This is a genomic window from Serratia sp. TSA_105.2 (genome assembly GCF_052692115.1).
In genome coordinates, this window is the sequence record NZ_JBQZFT010000012.1 from 17,575 (window position 1) to 35,991 (window position 18,417).

Annotated in this window: 20 protein-coding genes; 10 read left to right on the top strand and 10 right to left on the bottom strand. The window is 59.4% G+C overall.

Translation table 11 applies throughout. From position 1 onward, the window contains the following. Positions 1-198 precede the first annotated feature (198 nt). From ACUTSC_RS22435 to ACUTSC_RS22445, 3 genes are all read left to right on the top strand, one after another. Positions 199-1,071, top strand: a complete 873-nt coding sequence (locus ACUTSC_RS22435; protein WP_033643347.1) for a MurR/RpiR family transcriptional regulator — start codon at positions 199-201, stop codon at positions 1,069-1,071. A 190-nt stretch (positions 1,072-1,261) separates the two neighbouring features. Then, complete coding sequence (pyk, locus tag ACUTSC_RS22440) at positions 1,262-2,704, top strand: pyruvate kinase (protein WP_019452801.1); 1,443 nt, start codon at positions 1,262-1,264, stop codon at positions 2,702-2,704. Positions 2,705-2,789: 85 nt separating this feature from the next. Then, entirely contained in the window at positions 2,790-3,671 is an 882-nt protein-coding gene (locus ACUTSC_RS22445) for a leucine-rich repeat domain-containing protein (protein ID WP_197767848.1), read from the top strand. Positions 3,672-3,714: 43 nt separating this feature from the next. On the opposite strand, the gene lpxM is transcribed toward ACUTSC_RS22445, so the two are convergent. From lpxM to znuA, 3 genes are all read right to left on the bottom strand, one after another. Beyond that, positions 3,715-4,683: a lauroyl-Kdo(2)-lipid IV(A) myristoyltransferase gene (gene lpxM / locus ACUTSC_RS22450; RefSeq protein ID WP_015378127.1), complete on the bottom strand. Its 969-nt coding sequence runs from the start codon at positions 4,681-4,683 to the stop codon at positions 3,715-3,717. Positions 4,684-4,833: 150 nt separating this feature from the next. Continuing rightward, positions 4,834-6,156: a murein DD-endopeptidase MepM gene (gene mepM / locus ACUTSC_RS22455; RefSeq protein ID WP_028127477.1), complete on the bottom strand. Its 1,323-nt coding sequence runs from the start codon at positions 6,154-6,156 to the stop codon at positions 4,834-4,836. Between the two features lie 21 nt (positions 6,157-6,177). Further along, positions 6,178-7,122, bottom strand: coding sequence for a zinc ABC transporter substrate-binding protein ZnuA (gene znuA, locus ACUTSC_RS22460; RefSeq protein ID WP_194573127.1), 945 nt, complete (start codon positions 7,120-7,122; stop codon positions 6,178-6,180). A 78-nt stretch (positions 7,123-7,200) separates the two neighbouring features. On the opposite strand from znuA, the gene znuC reads away from it, so the two are divergent. Both znuC and znuB read left to right on the top strand, forming a co-directional pair. After that, positions 7,201-7,959 carry a zinc ABC transporter ATP-binding protein ZnuC gene (znuC, locus tag ACUTSC_RS22465; RefSeq protein WP_004932357.1) on the top strand — a complete coding sequence of 253 codons (759 nt, stop codon included), beginning with the start codon at positions 7,201-7,203 and terminating at the stop codon, positions 7,957-7,959. Continuing rightward, positions 7,956-8,741 carry a zinc ABC transporter permease subunit ZnuB gene (znuB, locus tag ACUTSC_RS22470; RefSeq protein WP_197767849.1) on the top strand — a complete coding sequence of 262 codons (786 nt, stop codon included), beginning with the start codon at positions 7,956-7,958 and terminating at the stop codon, positions 8,739-8,741. Before znuC ends, znuB begins: the two co-directional genes overlap by 4 nt. A gap of 60 nt (positions 8,742-8,801) precedes the next feature. Here the strand turns inward: znuB and ruvB are convergent, their stop codons facing one another. The 7 genes from ruvB to ACUTSC_RS22505 all read right to left on the bottom strand — a co-directional run bounded on the left by ruvB (position 8,802) and on the right by ACUTSC_RS22505 (position 14,431). Beyond that, entirely contained in the window at positions 8,802-9,806 is a 1,005-nt protein-coding gene (ruvB, locus tag ACUTSC_RS22475; RefSeq protein WP_197767850.1) for a Holliday junction branch migration DNA helicase RuvB, read from the bottom strand. Positions 9,807-9,825: 19 nt separating this feature from the next. Further along, entirely contained in the window at positions 9,826-10,440 is a 615-nt protein-coding gene (gene ruvA, locus ACUTSC_RS22480) for a Holliday junction branch migration protein RuvA (RefSeq protein ID WP_063990153.1), read from the bottom strand. A gap of 112 nt (positions 10,441-10,552) precedes the next feature. Beyond that, positions 10,553-11,074 (bottom strand): crossover junction endodeoxyribonuclease RuvC, encoded by a 522-nt coding sequence (gene ruvC, locus ACUTSC_RS22485; protein ID WP_004932367.1) that lies wholly within the window; start codon positions 11,072-11,074, stop codon positions 10,553-10,555. A 57-nt stretch (positions 11,075-11,131) separates the two neighbouring features. Further along, a complete protein-coding gene (locus tag ACUTSC_RS22490; RefSeq protein WP_004932370.1) occupies positions 11,132-11,875 on the bottom strand; it encodes a YebC/PmpR family DNA-binding transcriptional regulator in 744 nt (247 codons plus the stop codon). Between the two features lie 20 nt (positions 11,876-11,895). Further along, entirely contained in the window at positions 11,896-12,342 is a 447-nt protein-coding gene (gene nudB, locus ACUTSC_RS22495) for a dihydroneopterin triphosphate diphosphatase (protein ID WP_019452808.1), read from the bottom strand. Next, the gene (gene aspS / locus ACUTSC_RS22500) at positions 12,342-14,126 is read right to left on the bottom strand and encodes an aspartate--tRNA ligase (protein WP_197767851.1); all 1,785 of its coding nucleotides are present in this window, start codon (positions 14,124-14,126) and stop codon (positions 12,342-12,344) included. Before aspS ends, nudB begins: the two co-directional genes overlap by 1 nt. 74 nt (positions 14,127-14,200) lie before the next feature. After that, positions 14,201-14,431, bottom strand: coding sequence for an FmdB family zinc ribbon protein (locus ACUTSC_RS22505; protein WP_443003394.1), 231 nt, complete (start codon positions 14,429-14,431; stop codon positions 14,201-14,203). A gap of 215 nt (positions 14,432-14,646) precedes the next feature. Between ACUTSC_RS22505 and ACUTSC_RS22510 the strand changes: the two genes are divergently transcribed. The 5 genes from ACUTSC_RS22510 to cmoB all read left to right on the top strand — a co-directional run bounded on the left by ACUTSC_RS22510 (position 14,647) and on the right by cmoB (position 18,400). Further along, positions 14,647-15,225, top strand: a complete 579-nt coding sequence (locus ACUTSC_RS22510) for a hydrolase (RefSeq protein WP_197767853.1) — start codon at positions 14,647-14,649, stop codon at positions 15,223-15,225. Between the two features lie 47 nt (positions 15,226-15,272). Further along, on the top strand, positions 15,273-16,088 hold the full coding sequence (locus ACUTSC_RS22515; RefSeq protein WP_197768046.1) for a DUF72 domain-containing protein: 816 nt from the start codon (positions 15,273-15,275) through the stop codon (positions 16,086-16,088). A 102-nt stretch (positions 16,089-16,190) separates the two neighbouring features. After that, positions 16,191-16,586 (top strand): MAPEG family protein, encoded by a 396-nt coding sequence (locus tag ACUTSC_RS22520; RefSeq protein WP_004932387.1) that lies wholly within the window; start codon positions 16,191-16,193, stop codon positions 16,584-16,586. A gap of 102 nt (positions 16,587-16,688) precedes the next feature. Next, complete coding sequence (cmoA, locus tag ACUTSC_RS22525) at positions 16,689-17,432, top strand: carboxy-S-adenosyl-L-methionine synthase CmoA (protein ID WP_049202466.1); 744 nt, start codon at positions 16,689-16,691, stop codon at positions 17,430-17,432. After that, positions 17,429-18,400, top strand: coding sequence for a tRNA 5-methoxyuridine(34)/uridine 5-oxyacetic acid(34) synthase CmoB (gene cmoB, locus ACUTSC_RS22530; RefSeq protein WP_197767854.1), 972 nt, complete (start codon positions 17,429-17,431; stop codon positions 18,398-18,400). Before cmoA ends, cmoB begins: the two co-directional genes overlap by 4 nt. Positions 18,401-18,417: the final 17 nt, after the last annotated feature.

An 18,417-nucleotide genomic window follows, 5' to 3' on the forward strand; every position in this document is an offset into this window, starting at 1 on the left:
GAGACTGCCAACGGTTACCAGCACGTAGTATATTTTCACTAAACCGGCATTGATTTCTCCTTTGTTTGAAATCGACATACCCTATCGATTCCAGGTTACAGCCGCTCGTTTGGCGTCTGCTTGCACGGCGAACACGGGCGAAATTCGACGCTGTTGCTTGAAAGCCACAGGGATAAAACCATGAGTGACTCTCGTTATATGAATACGCTGGACAAAATCCAGAGCCATCTGGAACTCCTGAGCAAATCTGAAAGGAAAGTCGCCGAGGTGATCCTGGCCTCCCCACAGACCGCCATTCACTCCAGCATTGCCACGCTGGCCCGCATGGCAGACGTCAGCGAACCCACCGTCAACCGTTTTTGCCGCCGCCTTGATACCAAAGGCTTTCCCGACTTCAAACTGCATCTCGCCCAAAGCCTGGCCAACGGCACGCCCTACGTAAACCGTAACGTCGAGGAAGACGACAGCGTCGATTCCTATACCAGCAAGATCTTCGAATCGGTCATGGCCAGCCTGGATACAGTAAAGGCAAATTTGGATATTGCCGCAATCAATCGTGCGGTTGACCTGCTCACCCAGGCAAAAAAGATCTCTTTCTTCGGTCTGGGCGCCTCCGCGGCGGTGGCGCACGACGCGATGAACAAATTTTTCCGCTTCAATATCCCGGTGGTCTACTTCGATGACATCGTCATGCAGCGCATGAGCTGTATGAACTCCGGCGAAGGCGACGTGGTGGTGTTGATCTCACACACCGGCCGCACCAAGAATCTGGTGGAGATGGCCCACCTGGCGCGAGAAAACGACGCCACGGTACTGGCTATCACCTCCCGCGACACCCCGCTCGCTCAGGCAGCGACCCTCGCTTTGCTGCTCGATGTGCCCGAAGACACCGACGTTTACATGCCGATGGTGTCGCGGATCGCGCAATTAACGCTCATTGACGTGCTAGCCACCGGATTTACCTTGCGCCGAGGGGCTAAATTCAGAGATAACTTGAAGAGGGTCAAAGAAGCGCTCAAAGAATCGCGCTTTGATAAAGGGGTGGTCATTCCCAACAGTTTTGACTCGTGACCTGACGAAGAAAAAAATCGCCGTTCAACAGACATTTGAATGACGGCATCAGAGGCTGTACCCTGTTAATATGCTCATGCGGGTAACCCGGGTGAAATATCAGTGTTGTAAAATTACATTTCACGCCTGGTTTCGTTATCCGACGTTATCGCAACACCAATATTTGCTTCACCAGTCAACGGAGTAATACATGTCCAGACGGCTCAGAAGAACCAAAATCGTTACCACCCTGGGTCCGGCTACAGACCGCGACAATAATCTGGAAAAGATCATTGCCGCCGGCGCCAACGTAGTTCGGCTTAACTTCTCCCACGGCAGCCCGGAAGATCACCAGGCTCGCGCTGACAAAGTGCGCGAAATCGCCGCCAAGCTGGGACGTCACGTCGCTATCCTCGGCGATCTGCAAGGGCCGAAAATCCGCGTTTCCACCTTCAAGGAAGGCAAAATCTTCCTCAACGTGGGCGATAAATTCCTGCTGGACGCCAACCTGTCAAAAGGCGAAGGCGATAAAGAAAAAGTCGGTATCGACTACAAAGGCCTGCCTGCCGACGTGGTGCCGGGCGATGTCCTGCTGCTCGACGACGGCCGCGTTCAGCTGAAAGTGCTCGAAGTTCAGGGCATGAAAGTGTTTACCGAAGTGACCGTCGGCGGCCCGCTGTCCAACAACAAGGGCATCAACAAGCTCGGCGGTGGCCTGTCGGCCGAAGCGCTGACAGAAAAAGACAAGGCGGACATCGTGACCGCCGCCAAGATTGGCGTCGACTACCTGGCGGTCTCCTTCCCGCGCACCGGTGAAGACCTGAACTATGCTCGCCGCCTGGCGCGCGACGCCGGCTGCAACGCCAAGATCGTGTCCAAGGTTGAGCGCGCCGAAGCGGTCTGCAGTGACGAAGCGATGGACGATATTATTCTGGCCTCCGACGTGGTGATGGTTGCCCGTGGCGACCTCGGCGTCGAAATCGGCGATCCGGAACTGGTCGGCATTCAGAAGAAACTGATCCGCCGCGCCCGCACCCTGAACCGCGCGGTGATCACCGCAACCCAGATGATGGAGTCGATGATCACCAACCCGATGCCGACCCGCGCCGAAGTCATGGACGTGGCCAACGCCGTGCTGGACGGCACCGATGCCGTCATGCTGTCGGCGGAAACCGCCGCCGGCCAATACCCGGCGGAAACCGTGGCGGCGATGGCGCGCGTTTGTCTGGGCGCCGAGAAGATCCCGAGCATCAACGTTTCCAAACACCGCCTGGACGTGCAGTTCGACAACATTGAAGAAGCGATTGCCATGTCTTCGATGTATGCCGCCAACCACCTGAAAGGCGTTACCGCGCTGATCGCCATGACCGAATCCGGCCGCACTGCGCTGATGATGTCGCGCATCAGCTCCGGCCTGCCGATCTTCGCCATGTCGCGCCATGAGCACACGCTGAACCTGACTGCGCTGTATCGCGGCGTGACGCCGGTGTATTTCGACAGCCACAAAGACGGCGTGATCGCCGCCAATGAAGCCGTCAATCGCCTGCGCGATAAAGGCTTCCTGGTCTCCGGCGATCTGGTGATCGTCACCCAGGGCGACGTGATGGAAACCGTCGGCACCACCAATACCAGCCGTATCCTGCGCGTCGAGTAATCCACGCCGCAGACGAAATGCCGGCCGGCTCTCGCAGGCCGGCATTTTTTTTGCCCTGACACCGCCATAAACGACGGAGAACGCCATGCTCCACCAACACAATCCCGCAACGAGCGGTGATGAGCTCGATCTCGACGGCCACGGCCTGATACAGCTCGACGAGTCGCCGTTAGCCGGCCATGCGCTGCGCAAGATTAGCCTGTACGACAATCAGCTGACGGCCTTCCCCGCCTCGATCTTCCGGCACCGAAATCTGCGGGTGCTGAATATCTCCTGCAATCAGCTCGACCACCTGCCGCCGGAGATTGGCCAGTTGCAACAGCTCGAGATGTTCGACTTTGGCCACAATGGCGCAAGCGAACTCCCCGAAGAACTGGGGCAGTTGCATCGGCTGAAATACCTCTATCTCAGCGATAACGGCTTTAGCGAGCTGCCGCACTCGCTGGCGCAGCTACAGCAGTTGGTTTACCTCAACGCGACCGACAACCACTTAACCGCTTTGCCACCGGCAATACCGAGGCTTGCGGCATTGCAGGAGCTGCGTTTATACAACAACCGCATCGGCAGCCTGCCCGTCGAAATCGGGCAACTGCGCGCGCTACGCGAACTGCATATCATGAAAAATGCCCTGACCTCGCTGCCGGCGGAAATGGCTCAGCTCGGTGAGCTGGAGATACTTGACGCGGCTAACAATGCCATCGCCGAGCTGCCGCAGACCTTCTGTCGATTGCCACGGTTGAGCGAGCTGAACCTGCGTTTCAATCAGCTAACGCGCCTGCCGGAAAATATCGGTGAGCTGACGGCGCTGAGAAGTCTGGATCTGCGCGCCAACCGCCTGAGCGACCTGCCGGAAAGCCTCGGCGAACTGAGCCGCCTGCGCAAGCTGGACCTGCGCTGGAATGATTTCACCCGCACGCCTAAAGTCGTCGACATCCTGCGGGCTCGCGGCTGTATGGTGCACATCTGAAGAGACACCGGCCGGGTTGTGGCCCGGCCGGCGTTAGACAGGATTAACGATACAGATCGTCGCGCGAGTAAGGTTCAATCTCCCCCTCTTTACGCGTCTTCAGCAGTTTGAGGATCCAGGTGTACTGTTCCGGGTTCGGGCCCACCAGATTTTCCACCTCTTCGTTCATGCGGCGGGCAATGCGCGGATCGTCGGCTTCGGCCAGATCGTCCATCGGCTCGCGAATATAAATATCCAGCATGCTGGTTTTGCCGTCGTACACCGGGAACAAAGGCACGATCGCCGCACGACACACCTTCATCAACCGGCCTACCGCCGGCAGCGTCGCCTTATAGGTCGCGAAGAAATCGACGAACTCGCTGTGCTCGGCGCCGTGATCCTGATCGGGCAGATAGTAGCCCCAATAACCCTGCCGCACCGAACTGATAAACGGTTTGATGCCGTCGTTGCGCGCGTGCATGCGGCCGCCGAATTTACGACGCACGGCGTTCCACAGGTAGTCGATCAGCTGATTGCGCTGATTGTGGAACATCGCGGCCATCGGTTGGCCGCGCGCGGCCATCAACATCGCCGGCACATCGACAGCCCAGCCGTGAGGCACCAGGAAAATCACGTTGCGCCCTTCCGCCCGGATCTTGTCCAGCACCTCTTCACCGTGCCAACGCACGCGCTTGAGCACTTTCTCGGGCTTGGTGCAGGCCAGTTCCGCCATCAGCACCATCGACTGCGGCGCGCAGGCGAACATCTGGTCGATGATGTGCTCGCGTTCGCTTTCCGGCAGCTCCGGCAAGCAATACAGCAGATTGATGCGGGCACGACGGCGCGCGCCTTTCGCCAGCTTGCCGGCCAGTTTGCCGACCGCACCCAGCACCGGATCGCGCAGGCGCGCAGGCACCAGCGAAATGCCGGCCATCAGGCCGGTTCCCAACCACACGCCCCAGTAGCGCGGATATAAAAAGGCTTTTTGAAACTGCGGAATGAACTCTACGTTCGATTTCTTCTCGTTTTGCATGCACATGCTCTTCGCTTAGCGATTCGGCTAATCATAATTGCCATCACCGATTTTGCAATTAACAACCGCGAACCACCCAGATAAAACAGCATCGGCCCGCAATCAGGCCGATGAAATTAACGGCACCGGAGCGCCGGAAAAAGGGGGACGTTAATCCAACTGCAGTTGAGGAACCACTTCCTTCACCTGTGCCAGATAATCGCTGCGGTCTTTGCCGCCCAGCCCTTCGGAACGCGGCAGCTTGGCCGTCAGCGGGTTCACCGCCTGTTGGCCGGTCCACAGTTCAAAGTGCAGGTGTGGCCCGGTGGAGCGGCCGGTGTTGCCGGAGAGTGCAATGCGATCGCCGCGTTTCACCTTCTGGCCCGGTTTCACCAGCAGTTTTTTCAGGTGCATATAACGTGTGGTGTACTGGCGACCGTGACGGATCGCCACATAGTTGCCCGCCGCGCCGCTGCGCTTGGCGATCACCACCTCACCGTCGCCGACCGCCAGCACCGGCGTGCCGACCGGCATGGCAAAATCCACGCCCTTGTGCGGCGCCACGCGGCCGGTCACCGGGTTCACGCGGCGCGGGTTGAAGTTGGAGGAGATGCGGAACTGTTTCATGGTCGGGAAACGCATGAAGCCGCGCGCCAGGCCAGAGCCCTGACGATCATAGAATTTGCCGTCTTCGGCGCGGATCGCATAGTAATCTTTGCCGCCGGTGCGCAGACGCACGCCCAGCAGCTGGCTTTGCGATTTCTTACCGTCGAAATGTTCGCGCGACATCAGCACGGAGAACTGGTCGCCTTTGCGCAGCTTGCGGAAATCGAGCTGCCACTGCAGCGCCTTGATCACCGCATTGATTTCGTTACGGCTCAGCCCGGCGTCGCCGGCGCTGCTGACGAAGCTGCCGTTGACCCGGCCGCTGATCACGTTGTTGCGCCATTCACCCTGCTGCGCCTCTTTCGACTCTTTGAAGCTATTGCCGACGCGGTCATAGGTGCGGGTTTCGCGGCGGGAAACTTCCCAGGTCAACTGCTGCAGATCGCCCGCATCATTGACGGTCCACGACAGCTGTTGGCCGATCTTCAGATTACGCAGATCGCGGTTTTGCGAAGCCAGCAAGGTGACATCCGACATATCGATGCCGTACTGCGTCAGAATGCTGCCGAGGGTGTCGCCGGTGGAAACCACATATTCATGCACGCCATCGTCGCCGGCATCTTTCTGATCCAGCTCATCCTGCGGGATTTCGTCATCGGGGGTGGGTTGGTCGGCATCAATCGGCTCACTGGCTTCGGGGAGCAATGACCGCATCTGGCTGGATTCTAACTCGACGCTCTTGGCGATGGGATTGTGTTCTGGGTGGTAAACAAAAGGCCGCCAAACAGCGACGGCCAATGTGACGACTGTCAGCGACCCCAGCATGACGCGGTGGGGCCGTGGCAGGTTGTTATACGCCAGAGCGATAGTTCGGACTATCTGCTGCACTCGATATTATCCTCATAAGCTTTACTTCAGGCAGCTCACGTACTGGTTTGACAGCTGAGTCAGGAATTTCCCGTAGCTGTCCTTCCCCAGCACGATGCCGATGCCCAGCGGGTCCAGCGTTCCAGAACGCACTTTGGTACCCTTGGCAACGGCATTGATTACGGCCGGCCTGAATTGTGGCTCAGCAAAAACGCATACCGCTTTCTGCTCAACCAACTGTGTTCGAATTTGGTGTAGGCGCTGTGCTCCAGGCTGAATTTCGGGATTGACGGTGAAATGGCCCAGCGGACTCAAACCGTAGTGTTTCTCAAAGTAGCCGTAAGCATCATGAAAAACAAAATAACCCTTACCTTGCACAGGCGTAAGCATGTTACCAACATTTTTGTCAGTTTGCGTCAGCAGATTCTCGAACTGGCGCAGGTTTGCGTCTAATTTGTCCTTATTTTGCGGCATAAGTTCCAACAATCTGTCGTGAATCGCGATCGCGGTCACTTTTGCTATCTCCGGCGACAGCCAAACGTGCATATTGTACTCGCCGTGATGATGCCCATGATCGTCATCGGCATGATTATGCGCTTCGCCTGCATGATCATGATCGTCGTCATCTTCGCCTTTCATCAGCAACGGCTTCACCGCCGGCAGTTCGCTGATAGCCAGCTTGCGGGTTGCCGAGATAGGCACCAGCGCCTTGTTCAGGAACGCTTCCATGTCCGGCCCGACCCACAGCACCAGGTCCGCAGAGCGCAAACGCTGGATATCGGAAGGACGCAGCGCAAAATCGTGCGGCGAAGCGCCGTCCGGCAGCAACACCTCGGTCGGCGTCACGCCGTCGGCGATGGCCGATGCGATAAAGCCTAACGGACGAATCGAGGTCACCACCGCAGCGGAAGCGCTGCTCAGCGGGCCGGCCATCAACAGTGCGCTTGCCAACAGCGTGCGCTGCAGCCATTTATTTTTCTTTGCCATCATCAGTAATCCCATCGTTTTCATCAACAAGGCGTGATATTATAACATTCGCTTCGTTCTGCAACCTGTAATCTCGAGATGTCTACACTGATAACGCTAAAAAATATCTCCGTCGCCTTCGGCAGCCGCAAGGTGCTATCGAACATTTCCCTCAGCCTGCAGCCCGGCCGTATTCTCACGCTGTTGGGCCCGAACGGCGCGGGCAAGTCTACGCTGGTGCGCGTGGTGCTGGGATTGGTCAAACCGACCGCCGGCACGCTGGAGCGTGAGCCCGATCTGCGCATTGGCTACGTGCCGCAAAAGCTGCACCTCGACGCCACCCTGCCGCTGACCGTCAGCCGCTTTATGCGTCTCAAGCCCGGCGTAAAGAAAGCCGACATTCTGCCGGCGCTCAAGCGCGTGCACGCCGCTCACCTGCTCGACCAGCCGATGCAAAAGCTCTCCGGCGGTGAAAACCAGCGGGTGCTGCTGGCGCGAGCGCTGCTGAACAAACCGCAGCTGCTGGTGCTGGACGAACCCACGCAGGGAGTGGACGTCAACGGCCAGCTGGCGCTGTACGATCTCATCGATCAGCTGCGTAAAGAGCTGGGCTGCGCCGTGCTGATGGTGTCGCACGATCTGCATCTGGTGATGGCGAAAACCGACGAGGTCTTGTGCCTCAATCAGCACATCTGCTGCTCCGGGGCGCCGGAGGTGGTGTCGATGCATCCCGAATTCATCGCCATGTTCGGCAACCGCGGCGCAGAGCAACTGGCGGTGTATCGCCACCATCACAACCACCGCCACGACCTGCAGGGAAGAATTGTCTTGAAGAAAACCGGGAGCCGCGAAGCATGATTGAACTGTTACTTCCCGGCTGGCTGGCCGGCGTGTTGTTGGCTGGCGCCGCCGGGCCGCTGGGTTCTTTCGTGGTCTGGCGCCGCATGTCCTACTTTGGCGATACCCTGGCGCATGCCTCGTTGCTCGGCGTCGCCTTTGGCCTGCTGCTGGACATCAATCCCTTCTATGCGGTGATCGCCATTACGCTGCTGCTGGCTCTGGCTCTGGTGTGGCTGGAACGCCGCCCGCAGCTTTCAGTGGATACCCTGCTCGGCATTCTGGCCCACAGCGCCCTGTCGCTGGGCCTGGTAGTGGTGGCGTTGATGTCCAACGTGCGAGTCGACCTGATGGCCTACCTGTTCGGCGATCTGCTGTCAGTCACGCTGAGCGATATCCTGATGATCGCCGGTGGCGTCGCCGTGGTGCTGCTGGTGCTGTGGTGGCAGTGGCGCGATCTGCTGTCGATGACCATTAGCCCGGAGCTGGCGCACGTCGACGGCGTCAACCTGGCGCGGGCGCGCACCGTGCTGATGCTGGTTACCGCCTTGACCATCGGTCTGGCGATGAAATTCGTCGGCGCGTTGATCATCACCTCACTGCTGATCATTCCGGCGGCCACCGCTCGCCGCTTCGCGCGCACGCCAGAACAGATGGCCGGCGTCGCGGTGCTGCTCGGCATGGTGGCCGTCACAGGCGGCCTGGCCTTCTCGGCGTTTTACGATACGCCGGCCGGCCCTTCGGTGGTGCTCTGCGCCGCCGTGCTGTTCGTGCTGAGCCTGTTCAAAAAACAGCAGGCCTAATTAACGCCGGGATATGACAAGGGCCGCAGTTGCGGCCCTTTGTTATGGCGGGTGGGAAACTTATACTTCGCGCTCGAGTCCGAAATGCCGGTAGGCGTGCTGCGTCGCCAGACGGCCGCGCGGCGTGCGCTGGATGAAGCCCTGCTGGATCAGGAACGGCTCAATCACGTCTTCGATAGTCTCACGCTCTTCGCCGATCGCCGCCGCCAGGTTGTCCAGTCCGACCGGGCCGCCGGTAAACTTGTCGATAATCGCTAACAGCAGCTTGCGATCCATATAGTCGAAACCTTCGGCATCGACGTTGAGCATATCGAGCGCCTGCGCCGCCACCGAACCGCTGATCACGCCGTTGGCGCGCACCTCGGCAAAGTCGCGCACCCGGCGCAACAGGCGGTTAGCGATACGCGGCGTCCCCCGCGCACGGCGGGCCACTTCATGGGCCCCCTCGTCGGACAGCTCCAGCCCCAGACAGCCGGCACTGCGCGAGACGATGTGCTGCAGATCCGCCACCTGATAAAACTCCAGCCGCTGAACAATGCCGAAGCGATCGCGCAGCGGCGAGGTCAGCGAGCCGGCGCGGGTGGTAGCGCCCACCAAGGTAAACGGCGGCAGATCGAGCTTAATCGAACGCGCCGCCGGCCCTTCGCCGATCATGATATCCAGCTGATAGTCTTCCATCGCCGGATACAGCACTTCTTCCACCACCGGTGACAAACGGTGGATTTCGTCAATGAACAACACGTCGTGCGGTTCAAGGTTGGTCAGCATCGCCGCCAAATCGCCCGCCTTCTCCAGCACCGGGCCGGAGGTGGTGCGCAGATTCACGCCCATTTCGTTGGCCACGATGTTGGCCAGGGTGGTTTTCCCCAGGCCCGGCGGGCCGAAGATCAGCAGGTGGTCGAGCGCGTCGCCGCGCTGCTTGGCCGCCTGGATGAAGATCTCCATCTGCTCGCGCACGTGCGGCTGGCCAACGTATTCGGTCAACAGCTTGGGACGAATGGCGCGATCGAGGACTTCTTCCTCGTTGATCGGTTCGGCGGAGATCAGACGATCGGCTTCAATCATTATCTACCTCTTAGCGGCCTTACAAAGCAGCGCGCAGCGCGTCGCGGATCAGCGTCTCGCAGTCGGCGCCCGGTTTGGCAATTTTGCTGATCATGCGGCTGGCTTCCTGCGGCTTATAGCCCAGCGCCACCAGCGCCGAAACAGCTTCGGCTTCGGCGTCCGCTTCAGGCGCTTTGGCGGCGGCGGACGGCAGACTGATCTCGCTGCTGCTGTTGAACAGGTCGCCGTTAAGCCCTTTGAAGCGGTCTTTCATCTCCACCACCAGGCGCTCGGCAGTTTTCTTGCCTACGCCCGGCAGCTTGACCAGTGCAGTGATCTCTTCACGCTCCACCGCGCTGACGAACTGCTGCGCGGACATGCCGGACAGGATCGCCAGCGCCAGTTTTGGCCCGACGCCGTTGACCTTGATCAGCTCGCGGAACAGCGCACGCTCCTGTTTGTCGTTAAAACCGTACAGCAGCTGCGCGTCTTCACGCACCACGAAGTGGGTAAACACGATGGCCTCTTGCCCCAGTTCCGGCAGCTCGTAAAAGCAGGTCATCGGCATGTGTACCTCATAGCCCACGCCGTTCGCCTCCAGTAACACCAGCGGCGGCTGCTTTTCCAGAATATTTCCTCTGAGACGACCTATCATTTACCCTCCTGCAGAATGACCGGGCATGGCGCCCTGCCATGCCGTTGCTGGTAAAGCTTATAACATAAAAAAGGCTGGATGAATATCCAGCCTGAGCAATCATCGCTTTGCGTCAGCGCAAACGCCCGCGCGCCAGGTTCAGCCGCCCTTCGCTCATCCGCAGCACGTTCTGGCTGAGGTGACAGTGGGTGATGGCGATGGCCAGGGCATCGGCGGCGTCCGCCTGCGGGTTGGCCGAGAGTTTGAGCAGCGAACGCACCATGTGCTGCACCTGCGCCTTTTCGGCCGCGCCGGTACCGACCACGGTCTGTTTGACCTGCCGCGCCGCATACTCGAATACTTCCAGATTCTGATTCACCGCCGCCACGATCGCGACGCCGCGCGCCTGGCCTAGCTTGAGCGCCGAATCCGGGTTCTTGGCCATAAACACCTGTTCGATGGCGAAGAAGTCGGGCTGAAACTGGGTGATGATCTCACTGACGCCGGCGTAAATCAGCTTCAGCCGCGTCGGCATGTCGTCCACCACCGTGCGGATGCAGCCGCTGGCGATATAGCTCAACTGACGCCCCTGCTGGCGGATAAGGCCATAGCCGGTGACGCGTGAGCCGGGATCGATACCGAGTATGATCGCCATATCTACATCCACCTTGCATGCACGGCGCCGCCGAACGGCGGCGCCCGTTTTACCGGATTACAGCGTCGCCGCCACTTCGTCGGAGATTTCACCGTTATGGTAAACTTCCTGCACGTCGTCGCAGTCTTCCAGCATATCGATCAGGCGCAACAGCTTAGGCGCGGTTTCCGCGTCCATGTCGGCCTTGGTCGATGGGATCATCGACACTTCCGCCGCTTCGGCTTCGAAGCCCGCCGCGGTCAGCGCGTCTTTCACCGCGCCCAGGCTTTCCCAGGCGGTGAACACGTCGATGGCGCCATCGTCATAGGTCACGATGTCTTCCGCACCGGCTTCCAGCGCCGCTTCCATCACGCTGTCTTCATCCAGGCCCGGTGCGTAGGTGATCACGCCCTTCTTGGTGAACAGATAAGCCACGGAACCGTCGGTGCCGAGGTTGCCGCCGCATTTGGTGAAGGCGTGGCGCACTTCCGCCACGGTGCGGTTGCGGTTGTCGCTCAGGCATTCGATCATGACGGCGGTGCCGCCAGGGCCGTAACCTTCATAGATGATGGTTTCCATATTGGTATCATCATCACCGCCCACGCCGCGCGCGATCGCACGGTTCATGGTGTCGCGCGTCATGTTGTTCGACAGCGCCTTGTCCATCGCCGCGCGCAGACGCGGGTTGGAATCCGGATCGCCGCCGCCCAGCTTGGCGGCCGTGACCAGCTCACGAATAATCTTGGTGAAAATTTTACCGCGCTTGGCGTCCTGCGCCGCTTTACGGTGCTTTGTGTTGGCCCACTTACTATGACCTGCCATAAAAAAATCTCCGAAAAAAACTACTGGACTGAATTGATCACGAACTCTTCAATCGCCTGCTGATTACTCCATGACTTGGTCAACTTCACGGCCTCGGCCGCCTCAAGCCATTGGTAAGCGTGATGCTCGGTAATCACCGGATCGCGCTCCTCGGGCAACGCCAGACAGAACCAGTGCTCTTTATTGCGCGTGGTTCCCGGCGCATAGCGATGTCGCAAATGGACAAAGAGTTCAAACTCCACGCAGCGCTGGCAATCGAACAACGGCAGGTGCTCTGCTTCGATATCGATGCCGACTTCTTCCATGACTTCACGCTGCGCGGCATGCGGCGGCGACTCATCCTGTTCCAGGCTGCCGGTGACCGACTGCCAAAACTCGGTATCGTCGCGCCGCTGTAACATCAGCACCCGACCACTGGATTTCGCGTAAATCACTACCAGGATAGATTCAGGGCGCTTGTAACTCATCACTCGCTCTCTTGTTCCGCACCGGCTTTCTTTACCACGCTGATCGCCAGCTCCTGCAGCGACGCCGGGTTGGCGAAGCTCGGTGCGTCGGTCATCAGACAGGCCGCCGCGGTGGTTTTCGGGAAGGCGATGACGTCGCGGATGTTGTCGGTGCCGGTCAGCAGCATCACCAGACGATCCAGGCCGAAAGCCAGGCCGGCGTGCGGCGGCGTACCGTACTTCAACGCGTCCAGCAGGAAGCCGAACTTCTCGCGCTGTTCGTGTTCGTTAATGCCCAGAATGCTGAATACCGTCTGCTGCATTTCGCTGCGGTGAATACGCACCGAACCGCCGCCCACTTCATAACCGTTGATCACCATGTCATAGGCGTTGGCGATGGCGTTGACCGGCGCTGCCGCCAGCTCTTCCGGGCTCATGTCGCGCGGCGAGGTGAACGGGTGGTGCATGGCCGCCAGGCCACCCTCGTCGTCTTCTTCGAACATCGGGAAGTCAACCACCCACAGCGGTGCCCAGCTGTCGAGTTGGGTCAGCGCCAGATCGCGACCCAGCTTCAGACGCAGCGCGCCCATCGCATCGGTGACAATCTTGAAGCTGTCGGCGCCGAAGAACAGGATATCGCCGGTCTGCGCATCGGTGCGCGTCAGGATGCTTTCCAGCACGTCCGCGCTGAGGAATTTGGCGATCGGGCTCTGCACGCCTTCCATGCCGGCGGCGCGGTCGTTGACCTTCAGCCACGCCAGGCCTTTGGCGCCGTAAATGTTGACGAAAGCGCCGTACTCGTCGATCTGCTTGCGGGTCAGCTGCGCGCCGCCCGGTACGCGGATCGCCGCCACGCGGCCTTTGGCGTCGTTGGCCGGGCCGGAGAACACTTTAAACTCGACGTCCTTGACCAGGTCAGCCACGTCCACCAGCTCCAGCGGGTTACGCAGGTCCGGCTTGTCAGAACCAAAGCGACGCATCGCTTCGGCGAAGGTCATGACCGGGAAATCGCCCAGATCCACGCCCTTCACGTCCAGCCACAGCTCGCGCGCCAGCTTCTCCATCACTTCACGTACCTGATCGGCGGTCATGAAAGAGGTTTCGACGTCGATCTGGGTGAATTCAGGCTGACGGTCTGCACGCAGGTCTTCGTCACGGAAGCATTTGACGATCTGGTAGTAACGATCGAAGCCGGACATCATCAGCAGCTGTTTGAACAGCTGCGGGGACTGCGGCAGCGCGTAGAATTTGCCCTTGTGCACACGGCTCGGCACCAGGTAATCGCGGGCGCCTTCCGGCGTCGCCTTGGTCAGCATCGGCGTTTCAATATCGAGGAAGCCGTGGCTGTCCATGAAGCGACGCACGAAGCTGGTGATTTTGGCGCGGGTTTTCAGACGCTCGGCCATTTCCGGGCGACGCAGATCCAGGTAGCGGTATTTCAGGCGCGCTTCTTCGCTGTTGACCTGGTTGGAGTCCAGCGGCAGCGGCTCGGAGCGGTTGATGATCTCCAGCGCGTGGGCGAACACTTCCACTTCGCCGGTGGCCATATCTTTATTGATCTGGCTGTCCGGACGCGCACGCACGGTGCCGACGATCTGGATGCAGAACTCATTGCGCAGGTCGTAGGCCTTGTCGAACGCCACTTTCTGGTCCGGATCGAAGAACACCTGCACGATGCCTTCGCGGTCGCGCATATCAATAAAGATCAGGCCGCCGAGATCGCGACGACGATTGACCCAACCACACAGAGTGACTTCCTGGCCCACGTGGGACAGATTCAACTGCCCGCAATATTCAGTACGCATACGCTATCCTTTTACACAGCCGATGCCGCGCCGGGCTACTGTGCCCCTGTCGCGCGGCTGTTATCTGATAAATTCTACTTGTTACCCGGTTTAAAATCCGTCGCATACCAGCCGGTGCCCTTAAGCTGGAAACCGGAGGCCGAAATCAACTTGGTCAACGCGGGCTGCCCACACGCCGGGCAGTCTGCCAGCGGCGCATCGGAAAATTTTTGCAATTTCTCTAACCGATGGTAGCAAGCACCACATGCATATTCATAAATCGGCATAGGTCGTTGGATTAAAGAGTGTTGAAAAAAGGGAGTCATTATAAAGGAAATTCATCCGCCCGATAAGTGCGAACACAGCATTGTTACTGCACTAAATGGCGCGTTTTTGCTCGAATCAACACATCGATTAACAAATTTCCCATTAACCTGCGACAGTTTTTTCACGTAGCCTGATTCTCCCCCGGTTTTGCGCCGTACGCTGCTCGCCTGGCGCACCGAACAGTTTTTATCCACTTCGCAACGAGATGAAATCCATGCTGAAACTTGACGCCCAAACCACCGCTCTGGTGCTGATCGATTTGCAAAACGGCATTCTGCCCTACGCCGGCGGCCCGCACAGCGCCGACCAGGTGGTGGCGAACGCCGCCCTGCTGGCCGCGCGTTTTCGCCTGCTGGGCGCGCCGGTGCTGCTGGTGCGCGTCGGCTGGTCCGACACCTTCGCCGAAGCGCTGAAACAGCCGGTGGACAAACCGGCTCCCGCGCCCGCCGGCGGCTTGCCGGCCAGTTGGTGGGAGTTCCCCGCCCCGCTGGCGGTCAATGACAGCGATATTCGGGTGACCAAGCGCCAATGGGGCGCCTTCTACGGCACCGATCTGGATTTACAGCTGCGCCGCCGCGGCATCAAATCCGTGGTGTTGGGCGGTATCTCCACCAATATCGGCGTGGAATCCACCGCCCGCGCCGCCTGGGAACACGGCTATGAGCTGGTGATCGCCGAGGACGTCTGCAGCGGACAGAACGCGGAAATGCATCGTTTCGCGTTCGAACACATCTTCCCGCGTTTGGCGCGGGTGCGCGACACCGGCGAAATTCTTGCCGCGCTCGAGCGGTAACGTTAAGTTGTAGCCTGATGATCTCAGTAAAGGAAGACGACGCCGTGATCTACATCGGATTGCCGCAGTGGCAACATGCGGCCTGGAACCGCATCGGGCTGCGTGACTTGGCGGATTACAGCCGCTACTTCAACTGCGTTGAAGGTAACACCACCTTCTACGCGCTGCCGAAGCTGGAAATCGTGCAGCGCTGGCGCGACATGACCGGTGACGATTTTCGCTTCTGCTTCAAATTCCCGTCGGACATCAGCCACAAGGCCGCCCTACGCAACTGCGCCGCCGAACTGCAGGCGTTTTACCACTGCCTGACCCCGGTGCATCAACGCATCGGCCAACTGTGGCTGCAACTGCCCGCCGCCTTCGGCCCTGACGAGCTGCCGCGCATGTGGCAATTCTTCGAAAGCCTGCCGAAGGAATTCACCTACGGCGTTGAAGTGCGTCATCCGGCGTTTTTCGCCAAGGGCGAGGCAGAGCGTGCGCTGAATCAGGGGTTGCATCAGCGCGGCATCAATCGGGTGATCCTTGACAGCCGCCCGGTGCATCACGCCGCCCCCCATACCGCCGCCGTGCGCGATGCGCAGCAGAAAAAACCGAAGCTGCCGGTGCATGCCCTGGTCACCGCCGACCAGCCGCTGGTGCGCTTTATCGGCGGCGACCAGTTGGCCGACAACCTGCGCTGGTTCGACGCCTGGCAGCAAAAACTGCCGCTGTGGCAGCAACAGCATCAGCCTTATCTGTTTATTCATACGCCGGACAACGGCGATTCGCCCCAGCAGGCGCAAAAAATTTGGCAGCAGCTGCGCCTGGCGATCCCCGATTTGCCTGCGCCGCCGGACTGGCCGGAACAGGATGCACTGTTTTGACCTATTAATCTGACCAATAACATCAAATATTTCCCCGCGACAGTGAATACAATGACGGCTATGATGCTGGCTGCCAGTTTTGGTTAGGGAACGGAGTTAAAAATGGTAAGCGCGCTTTATGTGGTGCTCGGCGCATTGTTGTTGATCAAACTCTCTTATGACGTAGTCAGATTAAGGATGCAGTACCGCGTAGCCTACGGCGACGGCGGTTTCTACGAATTACAGACCGCCATCCGCGTGCATGGCAACGCCGTTGAATACATTCCGATCGCTGCCGTATTGCTGGTGATCATGGAGATGAACGGCGCGGAAATCTGGATGATTCACCTCTGCGGCCTGATGCTGATGGCCGGGCGGCTGGTGCATTACTACGGTTTGCGCAACCGCGAGGTTCGCTGGCGCCGTTCAGGCATGGCCGCGACCTATATCTCTTTGCTGTTGATGGTTCTGGCAAATATCTTCTATCTGCCCTGGGATCTGATTTTTAGCCTGCATTGATCCCGTTTTATCATCAGGCGGCCGCGCCGCCTGCTTCCGCTCCGCTTTTTTGCGCTTTTCTGTTAGACTACGCAGCTTCGAATTCTGAACTGATTTGCCGCTATGCCAAACCGCGATACCCTTTTCTCCGCCCCCATCGCCAAATTGGGCGACTGGACCTTCGACGAACGCGTCGCCGAAGTGTTTCCCGACATGATCCAACGCTCCGTTCCCGGCTATTCCAACATCATCTCGATGATCGGCATGCTGGCCGAACGCTTTGTGCAACCCGACAGCCGGGTGTATGACCTGGGCTGCTCGCTGGGCGCGGCGACGCTGTCGATGCGGCGGAATATCAAGGTGCCCGGCTGCAATATCGTCGCCGTCGACAATTCGCCGGCGATGGTGGAACGTTGCCGCCGCCATATCGATGCCTTCCGCGCCGACACGCCGGTTGACGTCATAGAAGCCGACATTCGCGATATCGACATCGAGAACGCCTCGATGGTGGTACTGAACTTTACGCTGCAGTTCCTCGAACCGGCCGATCGCCTGCGCCTGCTGGAGAAAATCTATCGCGGCCTGCGTCCGGGCGGCGCACTGGTGCTGTCGGAGAAGTTCAGCTTTGAAGACGCCGAAGTCGGCGAGCTGCTGTTCAACATGCACCACGATTTCAAACGCGCCAATGGGTACAGCGAGCTGGAGATCAGCCAAAAACGCAGCATGCTGGAAAACGTGATGCTGACCGACTCGGTAGAGGCACATAAGGCGCGCCTGCATCAAGCCGGGTTCGAGCATGCCGAAGTGTGGTTCCAATGCTTCAACTTCGGTTCGCTGATCGCCCTGAAAGCGGGGGATGCGCAATGATCGAGTTCGGTGATTTCTATCAGCGCATCGCCAAAAGCCCCCTCAGCCATTGGCTGGACACCCTGCCCGCGCAGCTGAGCGCCTGGCAACGCGAATCGCTGCACGGTAAATTCAAACAGTGGTTCAACTCGGTCGAGCATTTGCCGACGCTGACCCCCACCCGTCTCGATCTGCTGCACGGCGTGCGCGCCGAGATGGAGCCGGACCTGTCGCCGGGCCAGCTTGAAGGCATCGAGAAAATGCTGCGCACCCTGATGCCGTGGCGTAAAGGGCCGTTCTCGCTGTATGGCATCGATATCGATACCGAATGGCATTCCGACTGGAAGTGGGATCGCGTGCTGCCACACATTTCTCCGCTGGCCGGCCGCACCATTCTCGACGTCGGCTGCGGCAGCGGTTATCACCTGTGGCGCATGATCGGCGCCGGCGCACACTTCGCCGTCGGCATCGATCCGATGCAGCTGTTCCTGTGCCAATTTGAAGCGGTGCGCAAACTGTTGGGCGGCGATCAGCGCGCCCACCTGCTGCCGCTCGGCATCGAGCAGTTGCCGGAGTTGGCAGCGTTCGACACCGTGTTCTCGATGGGGGTGCTGTATCACCGCCGCTCGCCGCTCGATCATCTGTATCAGCTGAAAAATCAGCTGGTGGCTGAAGGTGAACTGGTGTTGGAAACGCTGGTGGTGGAAGGCGATCGCCACCAGGTGCTGGTGCCGGGCGATCGTTATGCGCAGATGCGCAACGTGTATTTCATCCCTTCCGCCGAGGCGCTGAAATGCTGGCTGGAGAAGTGCGGCTTCGTCGACGTGAAGATCGCCGACATGTGCGTCACCAGCCTCGACGAGCAGCGCCGCACCGACTGGATGACCAGCGAGTCGCTGGCCGAATTCCTTGATCCGAACGATCGCAGCAAAACGATCGAAGGCTATCCGGCGCCGCTGCGCGCCGTGCTTACCGCCAAAAAGCCCTAGCGCTCGCTAATTCGGGC